At 72.9% G+C, this 22,939-nt stretch carries 22 protein-coding genes and 1 riboswitch; of the genes, 5 read left to right on the plus strand and 17 right to left on the minus strand.

Annotation, left to right across the window (positions count from 1 at the left end; translation table 11 throughout):
- Positions 1-11: 11 nt before the first annotated feature.
- Together CP970_RS03680 and CP970_RS03685 are read right to left on the minus strand one after the other, a co-directional pair.
- Positions 12-779, minus strand: coding sequence for a sulfite exporter TauE/SafE family protein (locus CP970_RS03680; protein WP_191094867.1), 768 nt, complete (start codon positions 777-779; stop codon positions 12-14).
- A gap of 76 nt (positions 780-855) precedes the next feature.
- The gene (locus CP970_RS03685) at positions 856-1,170 is read right to left on the minus strand and encodes a hypothetical protein (protein ID WP_055547016.1); all 315 of its coding nucleotides are present in this window, start codon (positions 1,168-1,170) and stop codon (positions 856-858) included.
- Between the two features lie 94 nt (positions 1,171-1,264).
- Between CP970_RS03685 and CP970_RS03690 the strand changes: the two genes are divergently transcribed.
- Entirely contained in the window at positions 1,265-2,140 is an 876-nt protein-coding gene (locus CP970_RS03690; protein WP_055547014.1) for a LysR family transcriptional regulator, read from the plus strand.
- Here the strand turns inward: CP970_RS03690 and CP970_RS03695 are convergent.
- From CP970_RS03695 to CP970_RS03720, 6 genes are all read right to left on the minus strand, one after another.
- Positions 2,125-3,642 (minus strand): long-chain-fatty-acid--CoA ligase, encoded by a 1,518-nt coding sequence (locus CP970_RS03695; RefSeq protein ID WP_055547012.1) that lies wholly within the window; start codon positions 3,640-3,642, stop codon positions 2,125-2,127. The genes CP970_RS03690 and CP970_RS03695 overlap by 16 nt on opposite strands.
- A 112-nt stretch (positions 3,643-3,754) precedes the next feature.
- Positions 3,755-4,942, minus strand: a complete 1,188-nt coding sequence (locus CP970_RS03700) for a thiolase family protein (protein ID WP_055547010.1) — start codon at positions 4,940-4,942, stop codon at positions 3,755-3,757.
- Between the two features lie 257 nt (positions 4,943-5,199).
- Positions 5,200-5,748: an SbtR family transcriptional regulator gene (locus CP970_RS44730; protein WP_224058200.1), complete on the minus strand. Its 549-nt coding sequence runs from the start codon at positions 5,746-5,748 to the stop codon at positions 5,200-5,202.
- Between the two features lie 40 nt (positions 5,749-5,788).
- Positions 5,789-7,033: an NAD(P)/FAD-dependent oxidoreductase gene (locus tag CP970_RS03710; protein WP_055547008.1), complete on the minus strand. Its 1,245-nt coding sequence runs from the start codon at positions 7,031-7,033 to the stop codon at positions 5,789-5,791.
- Positions 7,033-8,484: an FAD-dependent oxidoreductase gene (locus CP970_RS03715; protein ID WP_055547006.1), complete on the minus strand. Its 1,452-nt coding sequence runs from the start codon at positions 8,482-8,484 to the stop codon at positions 7,033-7,035. The genes CP970_RS03710 and CP970_RS03715 overlap by 1 nt, the downstream gene beginning before the upstream one ends.
- A complete protein-coding gene (locus CP970_RS03720) occupies positions 8,481-9,947 on the minus strand; it encodes an FGGY family carbohydrate kinase (protein ID WP_224058202.1) in 1,467 nt (488 codons plus the stop codon). The genes CP970_RS03715 and CP970_RS03720 overlap by 4 nt, the downstream gene beginning before the upstream one ends.
- 294 nt (positions 9,948-10,241) lie before the next feature.
- On the opposite strand from CP970_RS03720, the gene CP970_RS03725 reads away from it, so the two are divergent.
- Positions 10,242-11,234, plus strand: coding sequence for a hypothetical protein (locus tag CP970_RS03725; protein ID WP_398654529.1), 993 nt, complete (start codon positions 10,242-10,244; stop codon positions 11,232-11,234).
- A gap of 59 nt (positions 11,235-11,293) precedes the next feature.
- Positions 11,294-12,817 (plus strand): amino acid permease, encoded by a 1,524-nt coding sequence (locus CP970_RS03730; RefSeq protein ID WP_055547002.1) that lies wholly within the window; start codon positions 11,294-11,296, stop codon positions 12,815-12,817.
- Positions 12,818-12,835: 18 nt separating this feature from the next.
- Here the strand turns inward: CP970_RS03730 and CP970_RS03735 are convergent, their stop codons facing one another.
- The 6 genes from CP970_RS03735 to CP970_RS03760 form a co-directional block, all read right to left on the minus strand.
- Positions 12,836-13,390: a GNAT family N-acetyltransferase gene (locus CP970_RS03735; RefSeq protein WP_055547000.1), complete on the minus strand. Its 555-nt coding sequence runs from the start codon at positions 13,388-13,390 to the stop codon at positions 12,836-12,838.
- Between the two features lie 61 nt (positions 13,391-13,451).
- The gene (locus CP970_RS03740; protein WP_055546998.1) at positions 13,452-14,186 is read right to left on the minus strand and encodes an SDR family NAD(P)-dependent oxidoreductase; all 735 of its coding nucleotides are present in this window, start codon (positions 14,184-14,186) and stop codon (positions 13,452-13,454) included.
- A 98-nt stretch (positions 14,187-14,284) separates the two neighbouring features.
- Positions 14,285-14,650, minus strand: a complete 366-nt coding sequence (locus tag CP970_RS03745) for a hypothetical protein (protein WP_055546996.1) — start codon at positions 14,648-14,650, stop codon at positions 14,285-14,287.
- 45 nt (positions 14,651-14,695) lie between these two features.
- A riboswitch (SAM riboswitch) is annotated at positions 14,696-14,805 on the minus strand.
- Positions 14,806-14,827: 22 nt separating this feature from the next.
- The gene (locus CP970_RS03750; protein ID WP_055546994.1) at positions 14,828-16,186 is read right to left on the minus strand and encodes a radical SAM protein; all 1,359 of its coding nucleotides are present in this window, start codon (positions 16,184-16,186) and stop codon (positions 14,828-14,830) included.
- 106 nt (positions 16,187-16,292) lie between these two features.
- Positions 16,293-17,795, minus strand: a complete 1,503-nt coding sequence (locus tag CP970_RS03755) for an alpha/beta fold hydrolase (protein ID WP_055546992.1) — start codon at positions 17,793-17,795, stop codon at positions 16,293-16,295.
- On the minus strand, positions 17,795-18,265 hold the full coding sequence (locus CP970_RS03760) for a hypothetical protein (protein ID WP_055546990.1): 471 nt from the start codon (positions 18,263-18,265) through the stop codon (positions 17,795-17,797). Before CP970_RS03760 ends, CP970_RS03755 begins: the two co-directional genes overlap by 1 nt.
- A 199-nt stretch (positions 18,266-18,464) precedes the next feature.
- Here CP970_RS03760 and CP970_RS03765 point away from each other — a divergent pair, with 199 nt between their 5' ends.
- On the plus strand, positions 18,465-19,607 hold the full coding sequence (locus CP970_RS03765) for a sensor histidine kinase (protein ID WP_055546988.1): 1,143 nt from the start codon (positions 18,465-18,467) through the stop codon (positions 19,605-19,607).
- On the opposite strand, the gene CP970_RS03770 is transcribed toward CP970_RS03765, so the two are convergent.
- Positions 19,600-19,914 carry a hypothetical protein gene (locus CP970_RS03770; protein ID WP_055546986.1) on the minus strand — a complete coding sequence of 105 codons (315 nt, stop codon included), beginning with the start codon at positions 19,912-19,914 and terminating at the stop codon, positions 19,600-19,602. The two genes, CP970_RS03765 and CP970_RS03770, sit on opposite strands and share 8 nt — an antisense overlap.
- 212 nt (positions 19,915-20,126) lie before the next feature.
- Between CP970_RS03770 and CP970_RS03775 the strand changes: the two genes are divergently transcribed.
- Entirely contained in the window at positions 20,127-20,822 is a 696-nt protein-coding gene (locus CP970_RS03775; protein WP_055546984.1) for a response regulator, read from the plus strand.
- Positions 20,823-20,826: 4 nt separating this feature from the next.
- Here the strand turns inward: CP970_RS03775 and CP970_RS03780 are convergent, their stop codons facing one another.
- Both CP970_RS03780 and CP970_RS03785 read right to left on the minus strand, forming a co-directional pair.
- Positions 20,827-21,846, minus strand: coding sequence for a Gfo/Idh/MocA family protein (locus CP970_RS03780; RefSeq protein WP_055546982.1), 1,020 nt, complete (start codon positions 21,844-21,846; stop codon positions 20,827-20,829).
- Positions 21,843-22,904 (minus strand): Gfo/Idh/MocA family protein, encoded by a 1,062-nt coding sequence (locus CP970_RS03785; RefSeq protein ID WP_055546980.1) that lies wholly within the window; start codon positions 22,902-22,904, stop codon positions 21,843-21,845. The genes CP970_RS03780 and CP970_RS03785 overlap by 4 nt, the downstream gene beginning before the upstream one ends.
- Between the last annotated feature and the right edge of the window lie 35 nt (positions 22,905-22,939).

Below are 22,939 nucleotides of genomic sequence, written 5' to 3' on the forward strand. Positions count from 1 at the left end.
GCGCCCGCGCCTCAGCGCAGCAGGAGCTGCAGTCCGCCAAGGACGGTCGCGCCGATCACCAGCTGTTCGAAGAGGCGCTGGTTGATGCGGTGCACGGCGTACCTCCCGAGGACCGCGCCCGGCACCACGAAGAGCACCAGGGCCGCGTCCAGGAGCAGCGAGTGGGCGTCGATCAGGCCGAGGCCCACGCTGAACGGCACCTTGGACGTGTTGACGATCAGGAAGAACCACGCGGACGTGCCCAGGAATCCCAGCTTCCGGAAGCCCGCCGACAGGAGATACATCGACATCACAGGGCCGCCCGCGTTGGCGACCATGGTGGTGAAGCCGCCGAGTACGCCGTAGGAGGGGGCCTTGAGGCGGCTTCCCCCTGAGCCGTCGTCCGACGGTTCCGCGCGGGCCGCGGCTCTGCGGCGCGCGATCGTGACGCCCGCCATGAGCAGCAGGATCGCCCCGATCGACGTACGCATCACGGAATCGTCGGCCCACACGAGGAAGACGGTGCCCACGACCACCCCCGCGGCGACCGCGGGGAACAGCCGCCACAGGGTGGGCCAGTGGGCGTGCCTTCGGTAGGTGAGCACGGCGAGGACGTCGCCCGCGATCAGGATGGGGAGCAGGACCCCGGTCGACGCGCGGGCGGGCAGGACGGCCGCGAAGACCGCGAGGCTGATGGTGTTGGCCCCGCTGACGGCCGTCTTCGAGAAGCCGACGAGCATCGCCGCCGCGGCGAGCGCGGCGAACTGTCCCGGCGTGATGTCCCACAGTGATATGTCCATGCCGGAAACACATGCTAGGCCCAACTATCCCCGTGGCGCCGCCTATCGGCGTGACGTCGCCCGTGACGCCGGGCGGTCAGAGTGCTTCGTGGTTCGCCCAGACGACCTTGTAGGGGTAGCGGGCCTGCCAGCGCTTGCTGATCTCCATGATCCCGGGCATGTCGAAGACGGCGTTCAGCGCGTCGAGGTCGGCGAGATCGAGCTGGACGATCACGGTGGCCACGAAGAGCGGGCTGTGGTCGTCACCGGGCACCCGGATGTGCTGGCGGGCCGAGAACGACTCGACACGGCCGGAGCCCATCATCAGGCTTTCGATGTCCTTGAGGTATTGATGCAGTTCCGTTTCCGGGACGTCGGAGTCGAACGAGACGATCATCGTGTGCTGGATCATGCCTCCATTGAAGCCCCGGGACGGCGCCGGGGTCCAAGACCCGTTCGCTCATCGGCGATGAACCACAGGCATCGATCGCCGTTACCCTTGTGCCATGGCTGAACTGGAGACACGGGAGCTCGAGTACTTCATCGCGGTCGCCGAGGAGCTGCACTTCGGCCGGGCCGCCGAGCGCCTGGCCATCGCGCAGCCCGCGCTGTCCAAGGCGATCCGGCGCATCGAGTCCCGCCTCGGCGTTCCCCTCCTCGTCCGTACGAGCCGTCACGTCTCGCTCACCCCGGCGGGCGAGGCGCTGCTGCGGCACGGTCGGCACGCGCTCAACGCGGTCGGTGCCGCGGCCCGCAGCGCGCGCCGGGCCGGGGACGCGCAGGCGCGGCTCCGCCTGGTGATCAAGCCGGGCGGCGACGCGAACCTGCTGTCGGGGATCCTCGCCGAGTACGCCAGGACGCCCGATGCGCGCCGGGTCGACATCCTCTTCGGCGGGGCCACCGACCGGGCCGACCACGTGCGCGACGGCCGGGCCGATGTGGCGCTCCTGTACGCGCCGTTCGACGATCTCACCGGCCTCGACCACCGGACGCTCGCGGTGGAGGGGCGCGTCGCGATCCTGCCGGTCGGGCACCGGCTCGCCGCCCGCGACGAGCTGCGCCTGGCCGATCTCGACGGCGAGACGCTGCCGCGCTGGAAGGGCGTGCCCCGCGCGGGGGTGGTCGACGAGGGGAGCGGGCCCGAGGTGTCGGACGTGCCGCAGCTGATTCAGCTGATCATGGTGGGGCGCACGGTCGCCGTGCTGCCCCGCTCGCTCACCGAGCCCGCACACCCCGGCCTGGTGTACCGGCCGGTGGTCGACGCGCCGCCCAACCAGATGGTCATCGCGTGGTCACGGCTCGACCAGCGCCCGCTCGTCGCCTCCTTCGTCGAGGCCGCGGTCGCCGCGGGCGGCTTCCGGGACGCTCAGGAAGCGGCGTAGGCGGCGCGCAGCTCCCTCTTGAGGACCTTCATGCTGGGGCCGAGCGGCAGCGCGTCGGTGACCTCCACGCGGCGCGGGTACTTGTGCTTGCCCAGGTGCTCCTTGGACCAGGCGACGATCCCCGCCGGGTCAGGTGAGGCGCCGGGTGCCGCGACGACGACCGCGCAGACCTCCTCGCCGTGCACCGGGTCGGGCAGGCCGATCACGGCGACCTGGGCGACGTCCGGGTGGCGGACGAGGACCTCCTCGACCTCGCGCGGGTAGACGTTGAAGCCGCCGCGGATGATGACGTCCTTCTTGCGGTCGACGATGGCCAGGAAGCCGTCGTCGTCCTTGGTGCCCAGATCGCCGGTGCGGAACCAGCCGTCGACCAGCGCCTGCGCGCTCGCCTCCGGCCTGCCCAGATAACCGGAGAAGACGTTGTGGCCACGGACGACGACCTCGCCGAGCTCACCGATGGGCAGGAGTTCGACCCGGTCGTCGACCTCGGCGCGGGCGATCTCCACGTCGACGCCCCACAGCGGGTGGCCGATGCTGCCCGCCTTGGTGCCGAAGTCGGGCTGGTTGACGGATGCCGTCGGGGAGGTCTCGGAGAGCCCGTACCCCTCGTACACGGGCGTGCCGAAGGCCTTCTCGAAGCTTTCGAGCACGGCGACGGGCAGCGAGGCGCCGCCGGAGATGCAGATCCGCAGCCGGGGCAGCTCGGCGGCTGCCGCGGCGGCGGCCACCAGGCCGACGAACATGGTGGGCACGCCGTGGAAGGTGTTGACGCCCTCCGCCACCATCAGCTCGATGGCGCGCGCCGCGTCGAAGCGCGGCAGCAGGACGAGCGTGGCGCCCGCCCGCCAGGTCGAGTTCATGGAGACGGTCTGGCCGAAGGCGTGGAAGAGCGGCAGCGCGCCCAGCGCGATGTCGTCGGGGCGGATGTCGTTGGCGTCGAAGGCGTTGACCGTCGCGTTCATCACCAGGTTGAAGTGGCTGAGCACGGCGCCCTTGGGGACGCCTGTGGTGCCGCTGGTGTAGAAGACGACGGCCGGGTCGTCCGCCTCCCTGGTGACGTACGACGCGAGCGGCTCGCTCTCGCGCGCGAGCGCCGCCAACTCACCCCGCGCGCCCAGGTCCAGCATGCGCACCCCGGTGGCCTCGGCGGCCGCGCCGCCCGTCGCCGCCTGCGCGGGATGGCACAGGAGCAGGGTCGCGCCGCTGTCCCGCAGCACGTGCTCGACCTCCTCCGCGGAGAGCAACAGGTGTACGGGGACGACGACTCCGCCCGCGGCGAGGATCGCGTAGTAGGCCGTCGGGAACTCGGTGGTGTTGGGCGCCAGCAGGGCCACGCGGTCCCCCGGCCGCACCCCGAGCCCCACGAGGGCCGCTGCCTGACCGCGCGCCGCGCGCCACATCTCCTTGAAAGAGAGGCGGAGTTCGCCTTCGACGAGAGCGGTGCGGTCCGGGTTGCGGCGTGCGGGCTCGGCGAGGATCGCGGCGAGGGACAGCGTTGCCATGGGGGGTGCTCCGTTTCCGTGCGGGCTGCGGCCTGCGGTGGATCGTTCTGCGGCTCGGCGGTGGTGCCCGCCCGGCGGAGGCGGGCACCACAGGGCCGACGGGGTCGACGGGTCAGTCGCGCTCGACGAGCAGCGCGCTGCCCTGGCCGACGCCGACGCACATGGTGGCCAGGCCCCGGGTGGCGCCCGTGCGGCGCATCCGGTGGAGCAGCGTGGTGAGGATGCGGGCACCGGAGCAGCCGAGCGGGTGGCCGAGCGCGATGGCGCCGCCCGAGGGGTTCACCAGCTCGGGATCGATGCCGATGGCGTCCACGCAGGCCAGCGCCTGGGCGGCGAACGCCTCGTTGAACTCGGCCTCCTGGAGGTCCCCGACGCTCCAGCCGACGCGGTCGAGCGCCTTGCGCGTGGCGGGCACGGGGCCGATGCCCATGACGTCGGGGTGCACACCCGCCGATGCCCCGGCCGCGTACCGGCCGAGGGACTCCAGGCCCAGTTCGTCGAGGGCCTCCTCGCTGACGAGCAGCAGACCCGCCGCGCCGTCGTTCATCGGCGACGCGTTGCCCGCCGTGACCGTGCCGCCCTCGCGGAACACGGGCCGCAGGCCGCTCAGCTTCTCGTACGAGGTGTCCTCGCGCACGCACTCGTCGGTGTCCACGACGATGCCGTCCGGGCGGGTGACGGGCAGCAGTTCGTCGTCGAAGTGGCCGTCCTTGCGGGCGGCGGCCGCGCGCTGGTGGCTGCGCAGGGCGAAGGCGTCCTGGCGCTCGCGCGGCACTCCGTAGCGCTCGGCGACCTCCTCCGCGGTCTCCCCCATGGCGAGGACGCCGTGCAGCTCCCGCATCTTGGCGTTCGTCAGACGCCAGCCGAGGCGGGTGTCGGCGGTCTCCATGCGGTGCGGCAGCGCCTCGTCGGGCCGGGGCAGCACGAAGGGCGCGCGGCTCATCGACTCGGAGCCGCCCGCGATGACGACCTCGGCCTCCCCTGCCGCGATGGTGCGCGCGGCGGTGGTGACGGCTTCGAGGCCGGAGGCGCATAGACGGTTGACGGTCGCGCCCGGCACGGACTCCGGGAGACCGGCGAGGAGCGCGGCCATCCGGGCCACGTTCCGGTTGTCCTCGCCCGCCTGGTTGGCGGCGCCCCAGTAGACGTCGTCGATCCGGGCGGGATCCAACTGCGGGATGTCGGCGATGAGGCCGCGCACGACGCCCGCGGCGAGGTCGTCGGGGCGAACGGTGGAGAGGGCGCCGCGGAGCTTGCCGATGGGGGTGCGGCGGGCGGCGGCGAAGTGGACGGTGCGCACGATACGGCTCCGGATCGTTCTGCGGTGGTCCCGCTGCTTAAATTAGCGGTGCTAGTTTTGGAGTCTATGCGGGGGACGGGGGTGTGGGAAGGGGCTCCTGTCGGTAACTCGGCGCACGCGTCGGGCGAGGGGGCCTCGCTGGCTCGCGCCGCGCAAGCGCGGAGGCCAGGGACGCACCCTGGCGAGTCCGATCAGCTGACGGACAGCGTCCTTTCACGTCCGACTCGGCCGAAGCCATCAGCAAGCGCGATGCGGGCTTAGCGCGGTACGCCGAGGCCGTCCAGGACGATGCCCACGGCCCGGTCGAGCGCTTCACCTTCGCTGACGTCCGTGGCGTACGCGAGGGCACGAAGGAGGAGGGAGACGTCGTCTCCGGTGACCTCGGGCCGTGCGGCACCAGCAGCCTGGGCGCGGTGGAGCGCGCCGTCGAGAGCCGCGCGGAAGGCGTCGGCCGCCTCGGTGACCGGCCGGGACAGGACCTCCCCCTCGCCGTCGTGGGGCGGCAGCAGGTCCATCAGGGTCATTTTCACCGGCCCGGCCGCCGCGAGGGTCCGCATCAGGGAGTCGTACTCCTCCTCGTGGTCGGCATGGGTCACGAAGACGTAGGCCATCTTCCCGTGGCCGGCCGCTCCGAGGACCGGGCCCAACTCGATCTGGCCGACGAACCGCATCGGCCGGTCCCATGCCGCGCTGATCGGCCACTGCGGGTCTGTCAGCCACACGGGCTGGCCGCCGAACTTGGTGGTCGGGGTGGAAACCGGCCGACCGGTCTCGGAGAAGCCCTCGATGCGCCGTGTTCTCACCATGACCGGCATCATGCCAAGTGATGGCGACATCACGGCTCCCTCACCCCGGAGCACCCTCGAAGAGATCCACCCGCACCGGACCCCCGTCAGCCCGTACCCGCGCCGCCCACTCCCCGCCGATGTGGAACGGCCGGTTCGGGACCGGTGGGCGTGGCAGGCGGGCGTGGTGGAGAGTCCGGCCGTCCTGGGTGATCACCAGCGGCGCGCGGCCGACGAACTCCGCCGTGCGCAGGGCGAACCGCCCGCCGTACGGCAGCGGCTCGTCCGGGGTCACGAGGTTCGGCGCGACCCAGACGAGCGGGGCGGCGACCCGCAGCGGCACGGACGCGGACGGCCAGTCGCCGTCGGCGAGGTAGCGCCGCACGGCGGTCCCGGCAGCCGCGCCCTCGCGGGCCACCGCGCGGGCCGGTTCGACGGCGTGCAGCAGATTGCCGACCGCGAAGACTCCGCGCCTGGCGGTGCGGAAGGCGCCGTCGATCGCGGGGCCCCTGGTGCCGGGGTCGAGCAACAGGCCTCCGCGCCTGGCCAGTTCGTGTTCGGGTACGAAGTCGCCGGTGAAGACGACCGTGTCGCAGGGGACGTGCGCCGTCCTGCCGTCCCGGTGCGCGAGCCTGACCCCGGACACACGGCCGCGGCCGAGGAGTTCGGTCACGGTGGCCCCGGTGAGCAGGGGCACGCCGCGCCGCAGCCTGGCGTCGAGGGCGCGGACGGGTGAGGTCTGGTGGCGCGGGTGCTCGGTGACCAGGGCGGCGACATCGACGCCCGCGAGCCGCAGGGCGTCCAGGGCCGCGAAGCTCACGGACTCGGCGCCGACCACGACGGCCCGGGTGCCGACGCGCTGCCGGTGGACGTGCACGGCGCGAAGGAACTCGCCCGTGGTCAGGACACCGGCGGGCCTGGCACCCGGTACCAGGCGCGCCGCGCGGGGCCGTTCGCGCGCGCCCGTGGCGAGGACGACGGCGCGGGCGGTGATCCGCTCAAGGCCTCGCGGGCTCGTGGTGTCCAGGGTGAGCGGCCCGGCCCAGTTCGTGACGGTGACGCCGGTGCGCAGCACCGCGCCGCTCCGTTCGGCGGCCCGCACCCACCGCTCGGCGAAGCCGGGTCCTTCGAGCCCCAGAGGGCCGAACCCGCCGTGATGGCAGTGGCGCGGCATGCCGCCCGCCCGCGGCTCGCGGTCGAGCACCTCGATCTCGCCCGCTCCCAGCGAGGCGAGCACCGCCGCCGCTGCCAGGCCCGCGGGGCCCGCGCCTACGACCAGGACGTCGACGATCCGTTCGCGCCTCATCAGTCCCTCAACTCCGCCCCGCGCTCGAAGAGTTCTCGCACGTCGGCCCCGCAGTGGAAGCCCTGGCACCGCCCGCCGCGCGCCCGCGTCCTGCGCCGAAGGCCCTCCAGCGAGCCCGGCGGCACGGTGGCGGAGAGCGCGTCCCTGATCTCACCGCGCGTCACCCGCTCGCAGTGGCAGACGACGGTGCCGTACGCGGGGTCTGCGGCGATGAGGTCCGCGCGCTGGTAGGGGCGTGGGAACGCCTCGCCGAGGTTGGGCATGCGGACGGGCGGCAGGGCACCGGCGGCGGGCAGGTCCGCGCCCGCGTCGTCGAGGAGTTCGGCGGCGTACGCGGCGATGGCCAGGGAGGCGGTGAGGCCCGTCGAGCGGATGCCGCCGACCGTGAGGGCCCGCCGCCCGGGATCGGCGCGGATGCGGTAGTCGTCGTGCTCGGTGGCGGCGCGCAGGCCCGCGTACACGGCGGTGACCTCCTCGTCGAGCAGCTCGGGCAGGATCCTGCGGCCCTTCTCGCGCAGGGTGGCGATGCCTTCGGCGGTCGACCCGGTGGCCGACTTGTCGTCGAGGTCCTCGGCGGTGGGCCCCAGCAGGACGTTCCCGTACACGGTCGGGGCGACCAGGACGCCCTTGCCGAGTGCGGTGGGGACGGGCAGCAGGATGTGGCGCACCAGGTCGCGGGCGAGCTTGTCGTAGACGATGAGCTGGCCCCTGCGCGGGGTGACGGTGAAGTCGTGGTGGCCGAGCAGGCGGTCGACGGTGTCCGCGTGCAGTCCCGCGGCGTTCACGAGCCAGCGGGTGCGCAGGGCTCCTCGTTCCGTACCGAGCACGTGCAGGTCGTCATCGGATGGATCGACCGTGTTCACCCGGCAGTTGAGGTGCAGGTCCACACCCGCGCGTACCGCCTGTGTCGCATAGGCGAGGACGGTCGTCCAGGGGCAGATGACGCTCTCGCCGGGTACGTCGAGCGCGCCGAGGGCGCCGGGGCCGAGGTGCGGTTCCCGGGTCCTGACCTCTTCGGGGCCGATGATCCGCGCGGCGTCGTAGCCGTTGCGCTCCGCCTTCGCCAACAGCGCGGGCAACGCGTCGAGTTGTTCCTGGTCCCAGGCGACGAGCAGGGCGCCGACCGGTTCGACGGGGATGCCGGACCCGGCGGCGTACGCGGCGAGCAGTCGGCTGCCCTCGCGGACGAGGCGGGCCTCCAGGGAGCCGGGCACGGCGTCGAAGCCGGTGTGCAGGATGGCCGTGTTCGCCTTCGACGTGCCGTCGCCGACGTCGTTCGACGCGTCGACCAGCGCGACCCGCAGGCCGGGGCGCGCGGCGAGTTCGCGCGCGATGGCGCAGCCGACCACTCCGGCGCCGACGACGGTCACGTCGTACGTCACGTCGGGCAGCGCGCCGCCCCTGGTCACGGTCGTGCCGCCGCCCGGCGGGAAGGGAGGAATCGACGTCATGACGGCGGCCGTTCGACGAGCGTCGCCACCGCCGCGCGGAAGCCGTCGAGCCGTTCGGCGGCCGACGCCGCGCTGATGCGCGGCTCGTACACGGCGGCGGGCCGCCACGCGGGGATCGCGTCGCCGAGCGGCAGCGCGGGGTCGAGGCCCATCCTGGCGACGGCGGCAGCGCCGAGCGCGGTGACGTCCGGCAACGCGGAGACCTCGACGGGCAGTTGGAGCAGGTCCGCCTGGGTCTGCATGAGCAGTGACGAGCGCGTCAGGCCGCCGTCGACGCGCAGGCTCTTCAGGGGCTCACCCAGGTCGGCGGCGACCGCGTCGGCGAGCTCGGCGACCTGGGCCGCGATGCCCTCGCACAGGGCGCGGACCAGGTGCCCCGGGGTGGTGTCGAGGCCGAGGCCGGTGAGCGAGCCGCGCAGGTCGCCGCGCCACCAGGGTGCCGCGAGCCCGGCGAGCGCGGGCACGAAGGTGACGCCTCCCGCGTCCGGCACGGTGGAGCCGACCGGGTCGAGGTCCGCGGCACCCGTGAGCACACCGAGGTCGGTGAGCCAGCGGACGGCGGACGCGGCGGTGTAGACCTGTCCGTCGAGGCAGTAGCTGCTCTCCCCAGCGAGCCGCCAGGCGACACAGCTGACCAGGCCCGATGTGCCGCGCAGGGGCCGCGCGCCGGTCTGGGCGAGCAGGAAAGCGCCGGTGCCGTAGGTGCACTTGGCGCTGCCGGGATCGGTCACGTCCTGGGCGAGGAGTGCGGCCTGCTGGTCCACCAGGAGCCCGGTGAGCGGGAGTTCGGGCCCGAACGCGGTGGTCGTGCCGACCGGGCCCGCGGCGTCGACGACGCGGGGCAGCCGTTCGTCGGCGAGTCCATAGAGGTCGAGGGCGCGCGGCGACCAGCTGACGGTGTCGAGATCGAGGAGCTGGGTGCGGCCCGCCGTCGCGGCGTCGGTGACGTACGCGCCGGTGAGCCGGTGGACCAGCCAGGCGTCGCTGGTGGTGACCACGCCGCGCCGGGTGAGGTGGCGGCGTATCCACGCCATCTTGGGGGCGGCGAAGTACGGGTCGAGCGGCAGGCCCGTGAGCTCCCGCAACTCGTCAGCGTGCGGGGCCAGTTCCGCGCAGACCGACTCCGCGCGGCGGTCCTGCCACACGAGGGCGTCGGTGAGCGGTTCGCCGGTCTCCGGGTCCCAGGCGAGCACCGTCTCGCCCTGGTTGGCGAGGCCGACGGCCGCGACCGGTTCACCGGCGTCGGCCAGCGCGCGGCGTCCGGCGTCGACGACGGAGGAGTGGAGTTCGGCGGGGTCGACCTCGACCAGGCCGCCCGGCAGGTGGCGGGGGCGTACCGGCGCCTCGCCCGAGCCGATCACACCGCGCTCCGGGCAGACGACGAGGGCCTTGGTGCCCGATGTGCCCTGGTCGACGGCGAGCACGGGCCCGTCGCGCCCGGCGGTCCGCTCGTAGGTGATCACCGCGGAAGACTGCTACAGGGCGCCCGAGGGCGTCAAGGCTTACCCATGAACGGGCCAAGAAGGGTTAAGTACAGCTCAAAGCCCACGTATCGACACTGACTGTTCGTCAAATGCCGTTTCGGCGCGCCGGTTTGACAGTTCTGAACGGAAAACATCCACGCACGGTCCTGGAAACCGGAACTGTCAGCTCTACACTGTGCGCCGAACAACATCATCAACGCACCCCGACAACAGGACGGTTCACTCCCCCGCCTCCTCTTCCCCCTTTCCCCCTTTCTCCCCGACCGAGGACTCATGCCCATGCCGTTAGGCCGCCCGGTGTACCACCCGGCGGGCCACGACGAAGCCCTGCGTGCCGTACTCCAGGACCTCAGGGCCGGCCGCTGGGTGTCCACGCGCAACCTGCTCACCGAAACACCCGACTGGGGACTGTGGACCCAGCGCACCCAGATCCTCGCGGCGGCCGTCGCGGGATCCGACGTGGTGCGCGCCTGGCGCGCCGAGGAGCCGCACAGCGCGTCCGCGGCCGTCCTGTACGCCCGGGTCGCGGTCGAACGCGCCCTGCGCGCCCACCGCGCCGGGCACCGGCAGACCAACGACCTGTGGCGCGAGGCGGTTTCGGCCTGCGGAACCGCGTCGTCGATGTCGCCCGAGGACCCGGTCCCCTGGGTCTGTCTGCTCGCGCTCGCCCGGCTCGACGAGGGCCAGCGGTGGGACGAGCACCGCGTGGCGCCGCCGGAGCCGATGCTCTTCCCCGGGCCCTGGCACCTGCTCGGCGAGGCCGACAAGCGCGATCCCGGCAATCGCGAGGCCTACCACCGGATGCTCCAGTTCGTGTACGGGCGCAGGCCCGACGGGCCGCTCACGGAGGCGTACAACTTCGTGCAGTGGGCGTCGGCGGGCGCCCCCGCGGGTTCCTCGCTGCACCTGCTCCCGCTCTATGTGCGCGTCGAGCGCTACCGCAGGGAGGGCGGCGGCGAGCGCGCGCTCGACCTGCACTGGATCTCCGAGGACTCCACGCGCGGCGCGCTGCGCGCCCTGCAGCTGTGGTTCGACTACGTGCCGCCCGCCGCGACCTCGCTCCTCGACCTCAACCACCTCGCGCACGCGCTGTGGGGAGCGCACCAATTCCAGGACGCGTTACGGGTGTTCGAGGCCATGGACCCGTTCTTCACCGTCGTGCCCTGGACCTACCGCACCCGCTCGCCCGGCGACGCGGACGCGGCCGCCGAGGTCTTCGTCCAGGCCCGCGCCCGCTGCTCCAACGCCTCCCGCGCCCCGGGCTAGCCCCAGGCCCGGCCACCGGTCCCCCGCTCCCCAACTTCATCTCCACCGGAGGTAGTTCCGTGTCCCGCACCACCTGGTCGAGTTCCATTCCCGTGCCACGCCAGGACGAGGAGGAACGGCTCAGAGAGCTCGGCTACCAACCCGTACTCGCCCGCCGCATGGGCGGTTTCGGCAACTTCGCCATCAGCTTCTCGGTGATCTCCATCCTGTCCGGCTGCATGACGCTGTACGGCTTCGGCCTGGGCACCGGCGGCCCGGCCGTGATGCTCTGGGGCTGGGCGGGCGTCGGCCTCTTCGTCCTCTGCGTGGGCCTCGCGCTGGCCGAGGTGACCAGTGCGTACCCGACGTCGGGGGCGCTCTACTACATGGCCGACCGGCTCGGCGGGCGCCGCTGGGGCTGGTACACGGGCTGGCTGAACCTGCTCGGCCTGCTCGGCGCGATAGCGGGCATCGACTACGGCGCGGCCCTGTTCACCGGCGCGTTCCTGAATCTGAAGTTCGGCTTCACGCCGACGGCCGAGAAGACCTTCCTGATCTTCCTCTGCATCCTGTTCCTGCACGCCGTCCTGAACCTCTTCAACGTACGCCTGGTCAGTCTGCTCAACTCGATCAGCGTGTGGTGGCACGTGGCCGGTGTCACCATCATCGTCGGCGTCCTCGCGATCGTGCCCGACCACCATCAGTCGCCGTCGTTCGTCTTCGGCGAGTTCTACAACGGCACCGGCTGGGAGAACCCGCTCTACGTCACCGCGATCGGCCTGCTCCTCGCCCAGTACACGTTCTCCGGGTACGACGCCTCCGCGCACCTCTCGGAGGAGACCTCCAACGCGTCGGTGTCCGCGGCGCGCGGCATCGTGCGGGCCATCTGGGCCTCCTGGATCGCCGGTTTCGTGCTGCTGGCCGGGCTCACCTTCGCCATTCAGGACTACACGGGCACGATGAAGACCGACACCGGCGTGCCGCCCGCGCAGATCATGATCGACGCGATCGGCGAGTCCGGCGCGACGGCGCTGCTGCTCATCGTGATCGTGGCGCAGCTGTTCTGCGGCAACGCCGAGACGGCCGCGGCGAGCCGCATGGTGTTCGCCTTCTCCCGCGACAACGCGCTGCCAGGATCCGCGATCTGGCGCAAGGTCAGCTCCCGCACCCAGGTCCCGGTGCCCGCGGTGTGGCTCTCGGTGGGCCTGGCCGCGGTGATCGCCCTGCCGTCCCTCTACTCGACGACCGCGTACACGGCCGTGACCGCCATCAACGTCATCGGCATCACGCCCGCCTACGCCATCCCGATCTTCCTGCGCCTGCGCGCGGGCGACCGCTTCCAGCAGGGCCCGTGGAACCTGGGCCGCTGGAGCAAGCCGATCGGCTGGATCGCGGTGGTCTGGGTGGCGTTCGTGACGGTCCTGTTCTGCCTGCCGCAGGCCTCGCCCGTCACCGTCCAGTCGATGAACTACGCCTCGATCGCGCTCGCCGTGGTGCTGATCCTGGCCACCGTGTGGTGGTTCGTGGCGCGTCGCTCTTACAGCACTCCGCAGGCGTACGGCTCGGACCGCGAGCAGGCCGAGGTCGCCGAGGGCATCGTCTGAGCGCCCTCGCCGATCGCCTTACGCGGGGCGGTCGTTGAGGATCAGCTGGAAGAGGCGGTGGTCGCGCCAGGCGCCCTGGATGTACAGGAAGCCCGGCGCGACGCCGTACTCCTCGAAGCCGCACTTGGTGAGCACGCGCTGCGACGCGGTGTTGTGCAGGAGCGTGCCCGCCTCGACGCGGTGCAGGGCCAGTTGGCTCTCGGCGGCCTCGCAGACGACGTTCGCCGCGGCGGACGCCAGGCCCCTGCCCACGTGCCCGGCGTCGATCCAGTAGCCGAGGTTCCCGCTGCGGACCGGGCCGAGCACGATGTTCGACAGGGCGGCGTGCCCGAGGATCTCACCGCCACCGACGAGCACCCAGTGCGCCGACCGGCCCGCGCGGCCCTCCTCCAACTGCACCCGGAGCCGGTCGCTCTGGCCCTGTGCGGTGAAGAAGGCGGCGGGCCGGTCCGGGTCCCAGGGTTCGAGGTGGGCGCGGTTGCGCCGGTAGGCGCGGGCGAGCGCGTCCGCGTCGTCGAGCGTGACCGGCCGTATGAGGACGTCTGACGTGAGGGAGACCTCTCCACTGATCATGCGTCCAGATTACGAGGGGTCGCCCCTGGCCACCCGGCCCCGGGCCACCCGGCCGCCGCGGTCAGCGGCCGCCCGCGACCCGCAGGACCGTGCCCGTCGCATAGGAGGCGTCGGCGGAGAGCAGCCAGGAGACGGCCGCCGCGATCTCCTCCGGATGGCCCGAGCGCCCCATCGGAATGCCGTCGGCGAGCTTCGCGGGGCGCTCCGGGTCCGCGTGGAACTCGGTCCAGATGACGCCCGGGGCAACGGCGTTGACGCGGATGCCGTCCGCCGCGACCTCCTTGGCCAGGCCGACGGTCAGCGTGTCGACGGCGCCCTTGGCCGCCGCGTAGTGCACGTACTCGCCGGGGGCGCCGAGGGTGGCGGCCGCGGACGAGATGTTCACGATCACGCCGCCGCCGTTCGCCTTCAGGTCCCGCACCGCGCGCCGGGCGCAGAGCAGGTAGCCGAGGACGTTCACGTCGAGCGCGCGGCGCATGCCCTCGGCGTCGGCGTCGGCGAGCGGCCCGACGGGGCCGCTCACACCCGCGTTGTTCACCAGGCCCGTGACCGGGCCGAGCTCGGCGGCCGCGGTGTCGAAGAGCCGGTCGACGGCGGCCTCGTCGGCGGTGTCGACCTGGACGGTGACGCAGCGGCGGCCCGCGGCGCGGACGGTCTCGGCCGCCTTCGCCGCCGCGGCCTCGTCGGAGCGGTAGCCGATGACGACGTCGTGCCCTTCCCGGGCGAGACGGGCGCTGACAGCCGCGCCGATGCCGCGGCTGCCGCCGGTGACGACGGTGACGGATGGGTGCTGCACGGGGGACCTCCGGCTCTGGGTGGCTGACTGTCGCGCCGCCCGGACGCGGGGATCGCCCTCGTCCGGCACGGCGTCATCCTACGGAGCGGTGATCTTCGTCAGCGGCCCGGGGCGGCGGGCTCCGCGTCGGGTGCCACGCAGACCAGCGTGGTGGCGACGGTGTCGCGCCGCAGCCGGAGCAGGTTCCAGCGGGGCTGCCACTGGGCGAGGCCCCGGTGCTCGCGCAGCAGGCCGCGCAGCCGCCCCGGGTCGTGCGTCCACAGCGTGGCGGGCACGCCCCGGGTCGGGCCGAGCACGTGGAGGGCGATGCGGCCGTCGTCCCGTACGTCGTGCGAGGAGAGCAGCACGTCGACCAGGGGTCCCGGGTCCTTGGCGCTGTTACGGGCCTGGATCCAGTGGACCTGGTGTCCTGGCGTGCGGGTGTCGCAGGTGTCGTGGTCGCAGATGCCGCGCGGGTGCGTCATGGAGCGCCTCCGGAGTCGTGGACCCCGGGAACTGCCTGCCCCGGTGATCCGCCGTTCCCCGCGCGCCTCGCGCGGGGCGGGTCGTCACCCGGGGCACCCGCGACGGAGCGGGGTGCCGTCCAGCTAGCCGGGGCTTGACGCTGGAACTCGTGACCCGCCCCGACCGTAACACGGTGCCTACTGGGGCGTCGCCGGAGTAACGGCGTCCTCCGGAGCGGCCGCCTCCGCGGGCAGACTGTCCATGAAGGAGCTCACCGAGAACACCGCGTTGCCGGGTCCCGCGGGGCCGTAACCGGGCGGCGAGGAGAGCCCGTTGGCCTCCATCGTGGCGCGGTAGGCCTCAAGGAGGCGCACGTGGTACTCCAGCGGCGCGCCCTGCGGATTGGCCTTGCCGAGCGGCGTGGTGGGCTCGGGGCACCACGTGGTGAAGCGGGGCGTGATGCCGCGCGACATGAAGTACTGCAGGCCCTCGACGGTGGAGTCGATGGCCTCGCCGACCGTCTTGAACCCGAAGGGCTCCGCCATCTCCACGCCCGCCACGAAGTTCGGGATGACGTTGCGCGGCCCGAAGACCTCGGCGGAGTCCAGGATGCGGCGGTGCCACTCGTCACGGCCGACGTAGCGCTCCTTGCCGGGGCAGTAGCGCTCGAACAGGTACGGGTCCCACACCTCGTAGTTGGGGTGGTAGATCCGCACTCCGTAGTCGTGGAAGCGCTGCACGTCCTCCTTGGGCAGGGCCTGGGCGACGACCTTGCCGATCCAGCGGCCGGGGAAGCGCTCCTCGATGGCCTTCGCGTACTGCCCGTAGAAGTCGGCCTCGTCCTTGCCCTGGAGCTGCGTGGTGATGGCGCCGCCGGTGAGCGTGTACGCGGTGGAGGACTTCGTGGTGTCGTACTTGTCGATGATGGCGAGGGCCTCGAGGACCTCGTCCATCGGCTTCACGCCGGTGTAGGGGCGGCCCGCCGCCTTCTGCTGGCGCCAGTTGTGGTTGATGTCGCAGTACTGGCACTCCTCCTTGGCGCCGAAGTACTGGCAGACCCGGAAGACCGTCAGATAGATCAGGTAGCCCCACTGGATGGTGGGCGCCACCTCCATCACGGACTTGCCGTTCTCCAGGGTGTGCCGGTAGTAGTCCGGCATCGGCGGCAGGCCGACGTCGGAGATCCGCGCGCCGTCCAGGTAGAGGCCGAGCACTCCGTCGTCGTCGGCCGCGACCCGGTAGGGCGACGCCGGGTTCACGCGGACCGAGACGACGGTGCGCCGCAGCTCGTAGGGGCCGCCGGTGAGGACGATCTCCTCGGGCGGGCGGCGCAGGGCGGCGGCGCCCAGTTCGGGCAGGGTGCCGTGGTCGAAGGAGAAGATGAAGTACGACTTCGGCTTGACCTCGCCGCCCTCGTTGTCGCTGAGCGCCGACTCGTCGAAGGCGATCCCGCCGCGCAGCAGGTCCTCCTTGATCACGGCTTCCCGCGGCACGTTCGGGAACCGCTCCATGAGTGACTCGATGAGCTCGGTACGGTTCTCGCTGCGGCTTGGCATGGGCCGGGCACCTCGGATCCTTGTCGTCAATCTGTCCCGACCACGCTAATACCCGCCCGATCCGGTCCGGATCCGACTCCGGTCTCAGGGCCCGTACGCCGCAGGTCTAGGCTCCGGGTGGGGCGGCTCCTTCGATGACGGTCCCGGACTTCGGCACGTCGAGATCTGTGAGGTACCGCAGGACCGTGTCCCGCTCGGCGCCGCCGTTGAAGATCTTCACGGCGTGGCCCCAGCCCTTCACCTCGACGAGCGCCGCCCGGTCCCCCAGCCGCCGTTGCGCGGAGCGCGCCCAGTCCAGCGGCGTCGCGTTGTCGTACCGGGCGCCGATCAGGAGCAGTGGCGTGTCCGTCGAGACCGGCTCCGTCGCCGCGGCTCCGGGGGCGGGAACGCCCTGGCAGAGGTTCGCGTACGACACGGTGTTCGGGGAGTAGCCGAAGCGGGGCGCGGCCTCGCGGGCCGCGCGCTGGTCGGCGAGGTGGGCCGCGGCGTCCGGGGCGCGCAGGTTCAGATCGGCGCAGACGGACAGGTCGGCGCCGGGCAGCAGCTTCTCGTCGGGCGGGACGTCGCCCTCGTCCGTCTCCCACGGCTTCCCGGTGTCCAGGGCGTCCAGGTACTGGGCGACGGCGGGCCAGGACGGGGTGAGCAGCATCGCGTCGATCGTTCCGTTGAGCTCCGCGAGCGGCACGTCCTTGCCGCCGTTGCGCAGCTTGCCCTCGGCGGCCCGCGCGGCGAGGCCCTCGTACACCGGCCCGGCGTCCCGCTCCCCCAGCTCGCAGTCGCGCGAGCGCTCGCACCACCGGGCGAACTCGCCGAAGGCGCCCTCCAGCGCCTTCGCCCCGGTGACGCCGAAGGCGCGGCGGCCGATCGCGGGGTCCATGACGCCGTCGAGAACGGCGGCACGCACCCGGTCGCCGTACATCGCGGCATAGCGCTGGCCGTAGACCGTGCCGTACGAGTGTCCGTAGAGGGAGATCCGGTCCGCGCCGAGCGCGGCGCGGATGACGTCCATGTCGCGGCTGACGCTGCCCGCGTCGGTGTGCCGGGCCACTGCCCCGGACGTACGGGCGCAGCCCGCGGCCAGGGCGGTGGCGCGCTTCTTCATCCGCCCGAAGTCGCCGGGCGTCGTGACGGGCCGCTTGTCCGTGATCATCTCGGCCAGCGGTCGCGCCGGGCACTGGACGGGACCGCTGAGGCCGGTGCCGCGCGGGTCGAAGCTGACGATGTCGAAGCGGCGTTCGGCGCCGCCCCACTCCTTGGTCTGGGCGACGTTCTGGACACCGGAGTTGCCGGGTCCGCCGGGCAGGAACATCAGGGTGCCGATGCGCTGGTCCTGGCGGGTAGCCTTCCTGCGCACCACCGCGACGTCGAGCTTCTCGCCGCCCGGCGCGGTCCAGTCCACGGGTACGCGGACGGTGCCGCACTCGGCGCCCTTGGGTGCGCCCTCCGTCGCGTCGGCCGGGCAGGACTTCCAGTCGATCCGTTGCTGCCGCTCGGCGCCGCGCTTCTCGGTGCCGGTGCCGCCCTGTTTTCCGGTCGAGCAGGCCCCGAGCGAGAGCAGGGCGGCGCCCGCCGTCACGGCCGCCAGCGTCGCTCGCGCGCTCGTCCCCATCAGCCGCGGGCCTTCATCGCGACGTCCTTGTCCTGCCACGCGTAGAACGCGCCGTCGATCCGGGCGCCGGACCAGGTGCCGCAGTTCGTGTCGGCCTTCGCCGCGACGTCCGAGGGGAACCAGTCGGCCTTCAGGCGGGGCTTGCCCTGCGGCTCACCCTTGACGCACTGCTTCGGGAACTTCCCGTCAGGCGTCGTGAGCTTGATGATCCGGTCGTCGCCGGTGGTCGACATGACGTACTTGATGTCGGTCGCGTCGTCGGGCAGCCAGCGCGGCACGGACTTCCGGTCGCTCTTCGCCGCGGCGCCGTCGTCGTAGGACGACTTCTCCTGGTGGTCGTCGAAGGGGTTGTTCGAACCGCTCCCGCAGGCTGTCAGGGACACGGCGAGGGCGGCGGCGCCGAACGCGCAGAGCGTCGTGCGGGCCGCGCGGATGCGGAGGGGGTGCGGGCGGTGCGGGGTGCGAGGCATGGTGGTCGCGCTCTCCTGGAAGTCGGGGCCGTGTCGGCGGAGCCGGTGCGTCTGAGCCGGTGCGTCTGAGCCGGAATGGCTGCCTCCACGTTCGCCGCCCCGGCCGCCCGCGCGCCTCGGCCCTTCGGCGGATCGCGGGCTCCCCGATCAGGCTTTCGGCTGACCCGCGGAGTGCGACCTGATGCGTACATTTCGGTACGTGGACGATCACCCCGACACCCGCACCCGCCTCGGCGCCGTCAAGGCGCTGCTCTTCGCCGTCCCCGCGGTGTTCCTGTGGCTCCTCGACCTGGTGTCCAGCGACCCCGACGGGTCCTGGCTGCCGCTGGTCTCCGGGCCGCTGGCCGTCTCCGTGCTGCTCGTGCGGGGCGGTCCCGGCATCGAGGCGCGGGCCGCCGCCGCGGCGCTGGCCTCCGGCGGGCTCACGCTCGCTCTGGCGCTCGGCGATGTCCAGGTGGGCAGCTGGGGGCTCCTGGAGTCCTTCGCGCTGCTCGCCCTCCTCACGGTCGCCGCGCGTACGGCGCGGCTGCCCGCCGGGTACGTCCTGTGCGCGCTGCTCGCACTCGCCGTCGCTGCCGCGCCCGTGCGGACCGGCTTCCAGTCCGATGCCGAGACCTTCGCGTTCGTGCTCACGGTCGCGGCGGGCGGCGCGCTCGCGCTCGGCGGCTATCTGCGGTCCCTCGACGGCAGGCGGGCCCTCGCGGTGACCTCGACGCAGGAGGAGGAGCGCCGTCGCATCGCCCGCGACCTGCACGACTTCGTCGCCCACCACGTGACAGGGATCGTCGTCCAGGCGCAGGCCGCGCGCGCCATCCGCGAGACCTCTCCCGAGCAGCTCGAACCGCTGCTCGCCGGGATCGAGAAGGCGGGCACCGAGACGCTGGAGTCGATGCGGCGCCTGGTGCACGTCCTGCGCGCGGAGCCCGGCGCCACCACCCGGCCCGCCGATCTGCTGACCGAGCTGGCCGCGCTGGTGGCGGCCCACGGCGACGCCGCGACCCTGGAGGTCACGGCGCGGGTCCGCGCCGCCGCGCTCGCGCCCGAGGTGGAGACGTCCGTGCACCGCGTCGTCCAGGAGGCGCTCACCAACGTCACCCGGCACGCACCCGGCGCCGATGACGTCCGGGTGCGTGTGTCGACGGACGCGGGACGGCTGGTCGTCGAGGTGTCCAACGGACCGTCTGCGCAGGGCCGTGCCAGGGACCGGACGCCGCCGGGCGGCCGTGGCGGCCTCGGTCTGATCGGCCTGCGTGAGCGGGTGGCGGCGCTCGGCGGCGACCTGGACACGGGGCCGCTGCCGGACGGCGGCTGGCGCCTGCGCGCCACGCTGCCCGCTAGTTGAACATCACGCTGTGCGGCACGGGCGCCCCGAAGTCCCTCGCGGTATGGGGCGCGAGCGGGGGCCCGAGGGGGTCCTCACAGCCGTGGTCGGCGAAGACGGTGGCCGTCGTGTCCGTGCCGTTGTCCACGTGTACGGCGCCCGAGACCAGCAGGAAGCACTCGCCGTTCACCGGGTTGTCGGTGCTGAAGTCGTCGCCGTTGACGTTGACGTAGTGCAGCGTGCCGTTGGCCGCGCTGGCGGAGGTCGGCAGGGCCGTGACGAGGGCGAGGGCGCCGAGGACGGCGACGACGGTGCGGTGCGGGCGCATGAAGGTCTCCCTTGGGCTCGGAGGGCGCCCGGCCGCCGGGCGGTCACCCGGCGCACGGTCGCCCGCCAGGGAGCATGCCACCTGCTCAGCGACCCGTGCCGGAGCCGTCCGAGGCGCTCGGTGGTGATCACGGGGGCGTGTGGAAGTGCCTCGGCAGGGGCCGTGCGCGCATGCACGCCCCGGGCCGTCCTAGTCTTCTCCTCGTGGAAGAAATGCCGCAGAACCACCGCCCCGCAAGCTCGGTGCGCGTCCTCATCGCCGACGACCAGGAAATGGTGCGGACCGGGTTCCGGTTGATCCTTTCCACACAGCCGGGCATCGACGTGGTCGGCGAGGCGGCCGACGGCGCCGAGTGTGTGGAGCTCGCCCGGCGGCTGCGGCCCGACGTGTGTCTCGTCGATGTGCGCATGCCGAAGCTGAACGGCCTCCAGGTGACCCGGCTGCTCGCCGGGCCCGGGGTCGCGGAACCCATGCATGTCGTGGTCGTCACCACCTTCGACCAGGACGACTACCTCGACGAGGCGCTGCGCGGCGGCGCCGTCGGGTTCTTGCTGAAGGACGCGGGTCCCGGGCTGCTCGTGGAGGCGGTGCGCGCCGCCGCGAAGGGCGACGCGCTGGTGTCCCCCGCCGTGACGCTGCGACTCCTTGAGCGCCTGTCGGACCGGCACGGCCCGCACTGCGGCGCGGCTGCCGTCGGGCCCGCGCCCGAGGTGCTCTCGGAGCGCGAACTCGACGTGGCCCGGCGCGTCGCGCGGGGCAGGACCAATCAGGAGATCGCCGAGGAGCTGTTCATCTCCGTGGCGACCGTCAAGACGCATCTGGCCAACATCCAGGCGAAGTTGGCGGTGCGCAATCGCGTGGAGATCGCCGCGTGGGCCTGGGAGGCGGGTCAGGTCGGGCGGCGCTGACGGCTCAGCCGACCGGCACCGGCACCGGCACGCCGCCGCGTGCCGACGCGTACCCGGCGGCGACGACGCGCAGGGTCCGCAGTCCGCCCTCGCCGTCGGCGACGTCCATGCCGTCCTCGCCGGGGCCGTGGAGGAAGGCGCCCAGCATCCGCTCGTCCAGGTCGACGCCGAACGGCAACTCCGTGCCGCTCCCCCGGCGTTCACTGAACCCGTGCACCTTCTGGTCGAAGGCGTCCATCTCCAGGGTGGCCCGTTCGCCGACGACCGTGAGCTCCAGGCCGCCCCAGGAGTGGTGGGAGCGCGGGTGGGACCAGCTGCAGTCGATGGTGGCGACGGCCCCGTTGGAGTAGGTGACGCTGACCAGGCCGCTGGTCTCGACGTCGACCTCATCGGCGTACAGGAGGTTGTTGGTCTGCGCGTAGACCTCGACGGGGCGCGCGTCGGCGAAGAGGTCGTCGAGCAGGTCGGCGATGTGCACGGTGTGGTCCATCAGGGCGCCCCCGCCGGAGAGTCCGGGCTCGGCGAACCAGCGGCGCGAACGCGTGGGCATGGAGCCGTTGTTGGCCCCGGCCACCGTGAGGACCTGCCCGGCCTCGCCCGACGCGACCGCCGCTTTGACGGCGGCGTACGCCGGGCTGAAGCGGACCGGGAAGGCGACCGCGAGCCGCACCCCCGCGGCCCGGCAGGCGGCGACCATCGCCTCGCCGTCCTCGACCGACGCGGCGAGCGGCTTCTCGCACAGGACGTCCACGCCGTGCGCGGCGGCCAGTTCGACCAGCGGGCGGTGCCGGGCGTTCTCGGAGCAGACGATCACCGCGTCCGGGTGCCAGGCGAAGACCTCGTCGTACGTGGCGGCGTACGCGACGCCCAGTTCGTCGGCGAGCGGGCGGCCCCGCACCTCGCCGGGCGCCGCGAGGTCCGTGTCCGGGTCGCTGCCGAGCACCTCGATCCCGGGCATGCGCGCGAGCAGCCGCAGATACGCGGCCGCGTGGACGTGGGCGAACGACAGGACGGCGACCTTCATCGCGCTGCCTCCTCGGTCTGCGGTGTCACATCGGTCGGCTGTGTCGCATCGGTCGGTTCCAGTTCCACGGCACGGCCGGTGCGGCTGGACTCCACGGCGGCCTCGGCGATCCGTACCGCCTCGACGCCGTCGTGCGCGCTCACCCGTGGCTCGGGCCCGCCGGGCCCCCAGGACCCGGCGAATTCACGGAGTTCGGCGAGGTAGGGGCTCTCGGTCATGGGGCTGGACGGGATGCCTTCGTTGGCTGTCCGTACGCCTTGTGCGGTGATCCGGAAGCCGGGCACGGCGGTGGAGTCGTGGTGCAGCAGGCCGTCCGCGCCCGCGACCCGGAACGTCGTGCGGAACTGCTGGTCGGGCAGCCCCCACAGGCCGCTGACCTGGCTGACGGCGCCGGACGCGTGGGTGAGGACGGCGGTCGCGGTGACGACGTCGGACGGCGTGCCGGTGGCGTGCTCGGCGCCGCGGGTGCGGGCGTGCACGCGGACCACGTCGCCCGCGATCCAGCGGGCGATGTCGATGTCGTGCACCATCAGGTCCATGATCACGCCGCCGGACTGGGCGGGGTCACCGAACCAGGGCGCCCACCGCGGCCGCGCGCCGCCGCGCGTGAAGCGGAGCACGGCGAGTTCGCCGAGGTCGCCGCGGACGACGGCCTCGCGCAGCGCCGCGTACGCGGGGAAGTAGCGCACCACGTGGGCCGGGTGCAGCCGGACGCCCGCCGCTTCGGCGGCGGCCGCGATCTCCCTGGCGTCGGGTGCGGTGAGCGCGAGCGGCTTCTCGCACACGACGTGCCTGCCCGCGGCGACGGCGGCGAGGGCGAGTTCCTTGTGGGTGGGGGTGGGGGTGCAGATGTCGACGGCCGCGACGGTGTCGAGGACGTCGTCGAGGCGGGCCGCGGTGCGGACGTCGTGCCCGCGCCCGGCGTACTCGGCGGTGAGCTTCTCCGCCGAGCCGTCGACGGTGTACACGCTGAGCCGGGCGCCGAGCGCCAGCCAGCCGGGCAGATGGGCGCGGGCGATGCCGCCTGCGCCGAGCAGACCGATGTGAAGGGGTGCCATAGGGGCGGGCTGCCTTTCCTTTGGGAGAAAGTGCG

Source organism: Streptomyces kanamyceticus, from assembly GCF_008704495.1.
GTDB lineage: Bacteria > Actinomycetota > Actinomycetes > Streptomycetales > Streptomycetaceae > Streptomyces > Streptomyces kanamyceticus.

Excerpts from the sequence above, each read along its gene's own strand:
- CP970_RS03680 (WP_191094867.1), bottom strand. The coding sequence starts at position 779 with ATGGACATATCACTGTGGGACATCACGCCGGGACAGTTCGCCGCGCTC.
- CP970_RS03685 (WP_055547016.1), bottom strand. The coding sequence starts at position 1,170 with ATGATCCAGCACACGATGATCGTCTCGTTCGACTCCGACGTCCCGGAA.
- CP970_RS03690 (WP_055547014.1), top strand. The coding sequence starts at position 1,265 with ATGGCTGAACTGGAGACACGGGAGCTCGAGTACTTCATCGCGGTCGCC.
- CP970_RS03695 (WP_055547012.1), bottom strand. The coding sequence starts at position 3,642 with ATGGCAACGCTGTCCCTCGCCGCGATCCTCGCCGAGCCCGCACGCCGC.
- CP970_RS44730 (WP_224058200.1), bottom strand. The coding sequence starts at position 5,748 with ATGGTGAGAACACGGCGCATCGAGGGCTTCTCCGAGACCGGTCGGCCG.
- CP970_RS03710 (WP_055547008.1), bottom strand. The coding sequence starts at position 7,033 with ATGAGGCGCGAACGGATCGTCGACGTCCTGGTCGTAGGCGCGGGCCCC.
- CP970_RS03715 (WP_055547006.1), bottom strand. The coding sequence starts at position 8,484 with ATGACGTCGATTCCTCCCTTCCCGCCGGGCGGCGGCACGACCGTGACC.
- CP970_RS03725 (WP_398654529.1), top strand. The coding sequence starts at position 10,242 with ATGCCCATGCCGTTAGGCCGCCCGGTGTACCACCCGGCGGGCCACGAC.
- CP970_RS03735 (WP_055547000.1), bottom strand. The coding sequence starts at position 13,390 with ATGATCAGTGGAGAGGTCTCCCTCACGTCAGACGTCCTCATACGGCCG.
- CP970_RS03745 (WP_055546996.1), bottom strand. The coding sequence starts at position 14,650 with ATGACGCACCCGCGCGGCATCTGCGACCACGACACCTGCGACACCCGC.
- CP970_RS03750 (WP_055546994.1), bottom strand. The coding sequence starts at position 16,186 with ATGCCAAGCCGCAGCGAGAACCGTACCGAGCTCATCGAGTCACTCATG.
- CP970_RS03755 (WP_055546992.1), bottom strand. The coding sequence starts at position 17,795 with ATGGGGACGAGCGCGCGAGCGACGCTGGCGGCCGTGACGGCGGGCGCC.
- CP970_RS03760 (WP_055546990.1), bottom strand. The coding sequence starts at position 18,265 with ATGCCTCGCACCCCGCACCGCCCGCACCCCCTCCGCATCCGCGCGGCC.
- CP970_RS03770 (WP_055546986.1), bottom strand. The coding sequence starts at position 19,914 with ATGCGCCCGCACCGCACCGTCGTCGCCGTCCTCGGCGCCCTCGCCCTC.
- CP970_RS03775 (WP_055546984.1), top strand. The coding sequence starts at position 20,127 with ATGCCGCAGAACCACCGCCCCGCAAGCTCGGTGCGCGTCCTCATCGCC.
- CP970_RS03780 (WP_055546982.1), bottom strand. The coding sequence starts at position 21,846 with ATGAAGGTCGCCGTCCTGTCGTTCGCCCACGTCCACGCGGCCGCGTAT.
- CP970_RS03785 (WP_055546980.1), bottom strand. The coding sequence starts at position 22,904 with ATGGCACCCCTTCACATCGGTCTGCTCGGCGCAGGCGGCATCGCCCGC.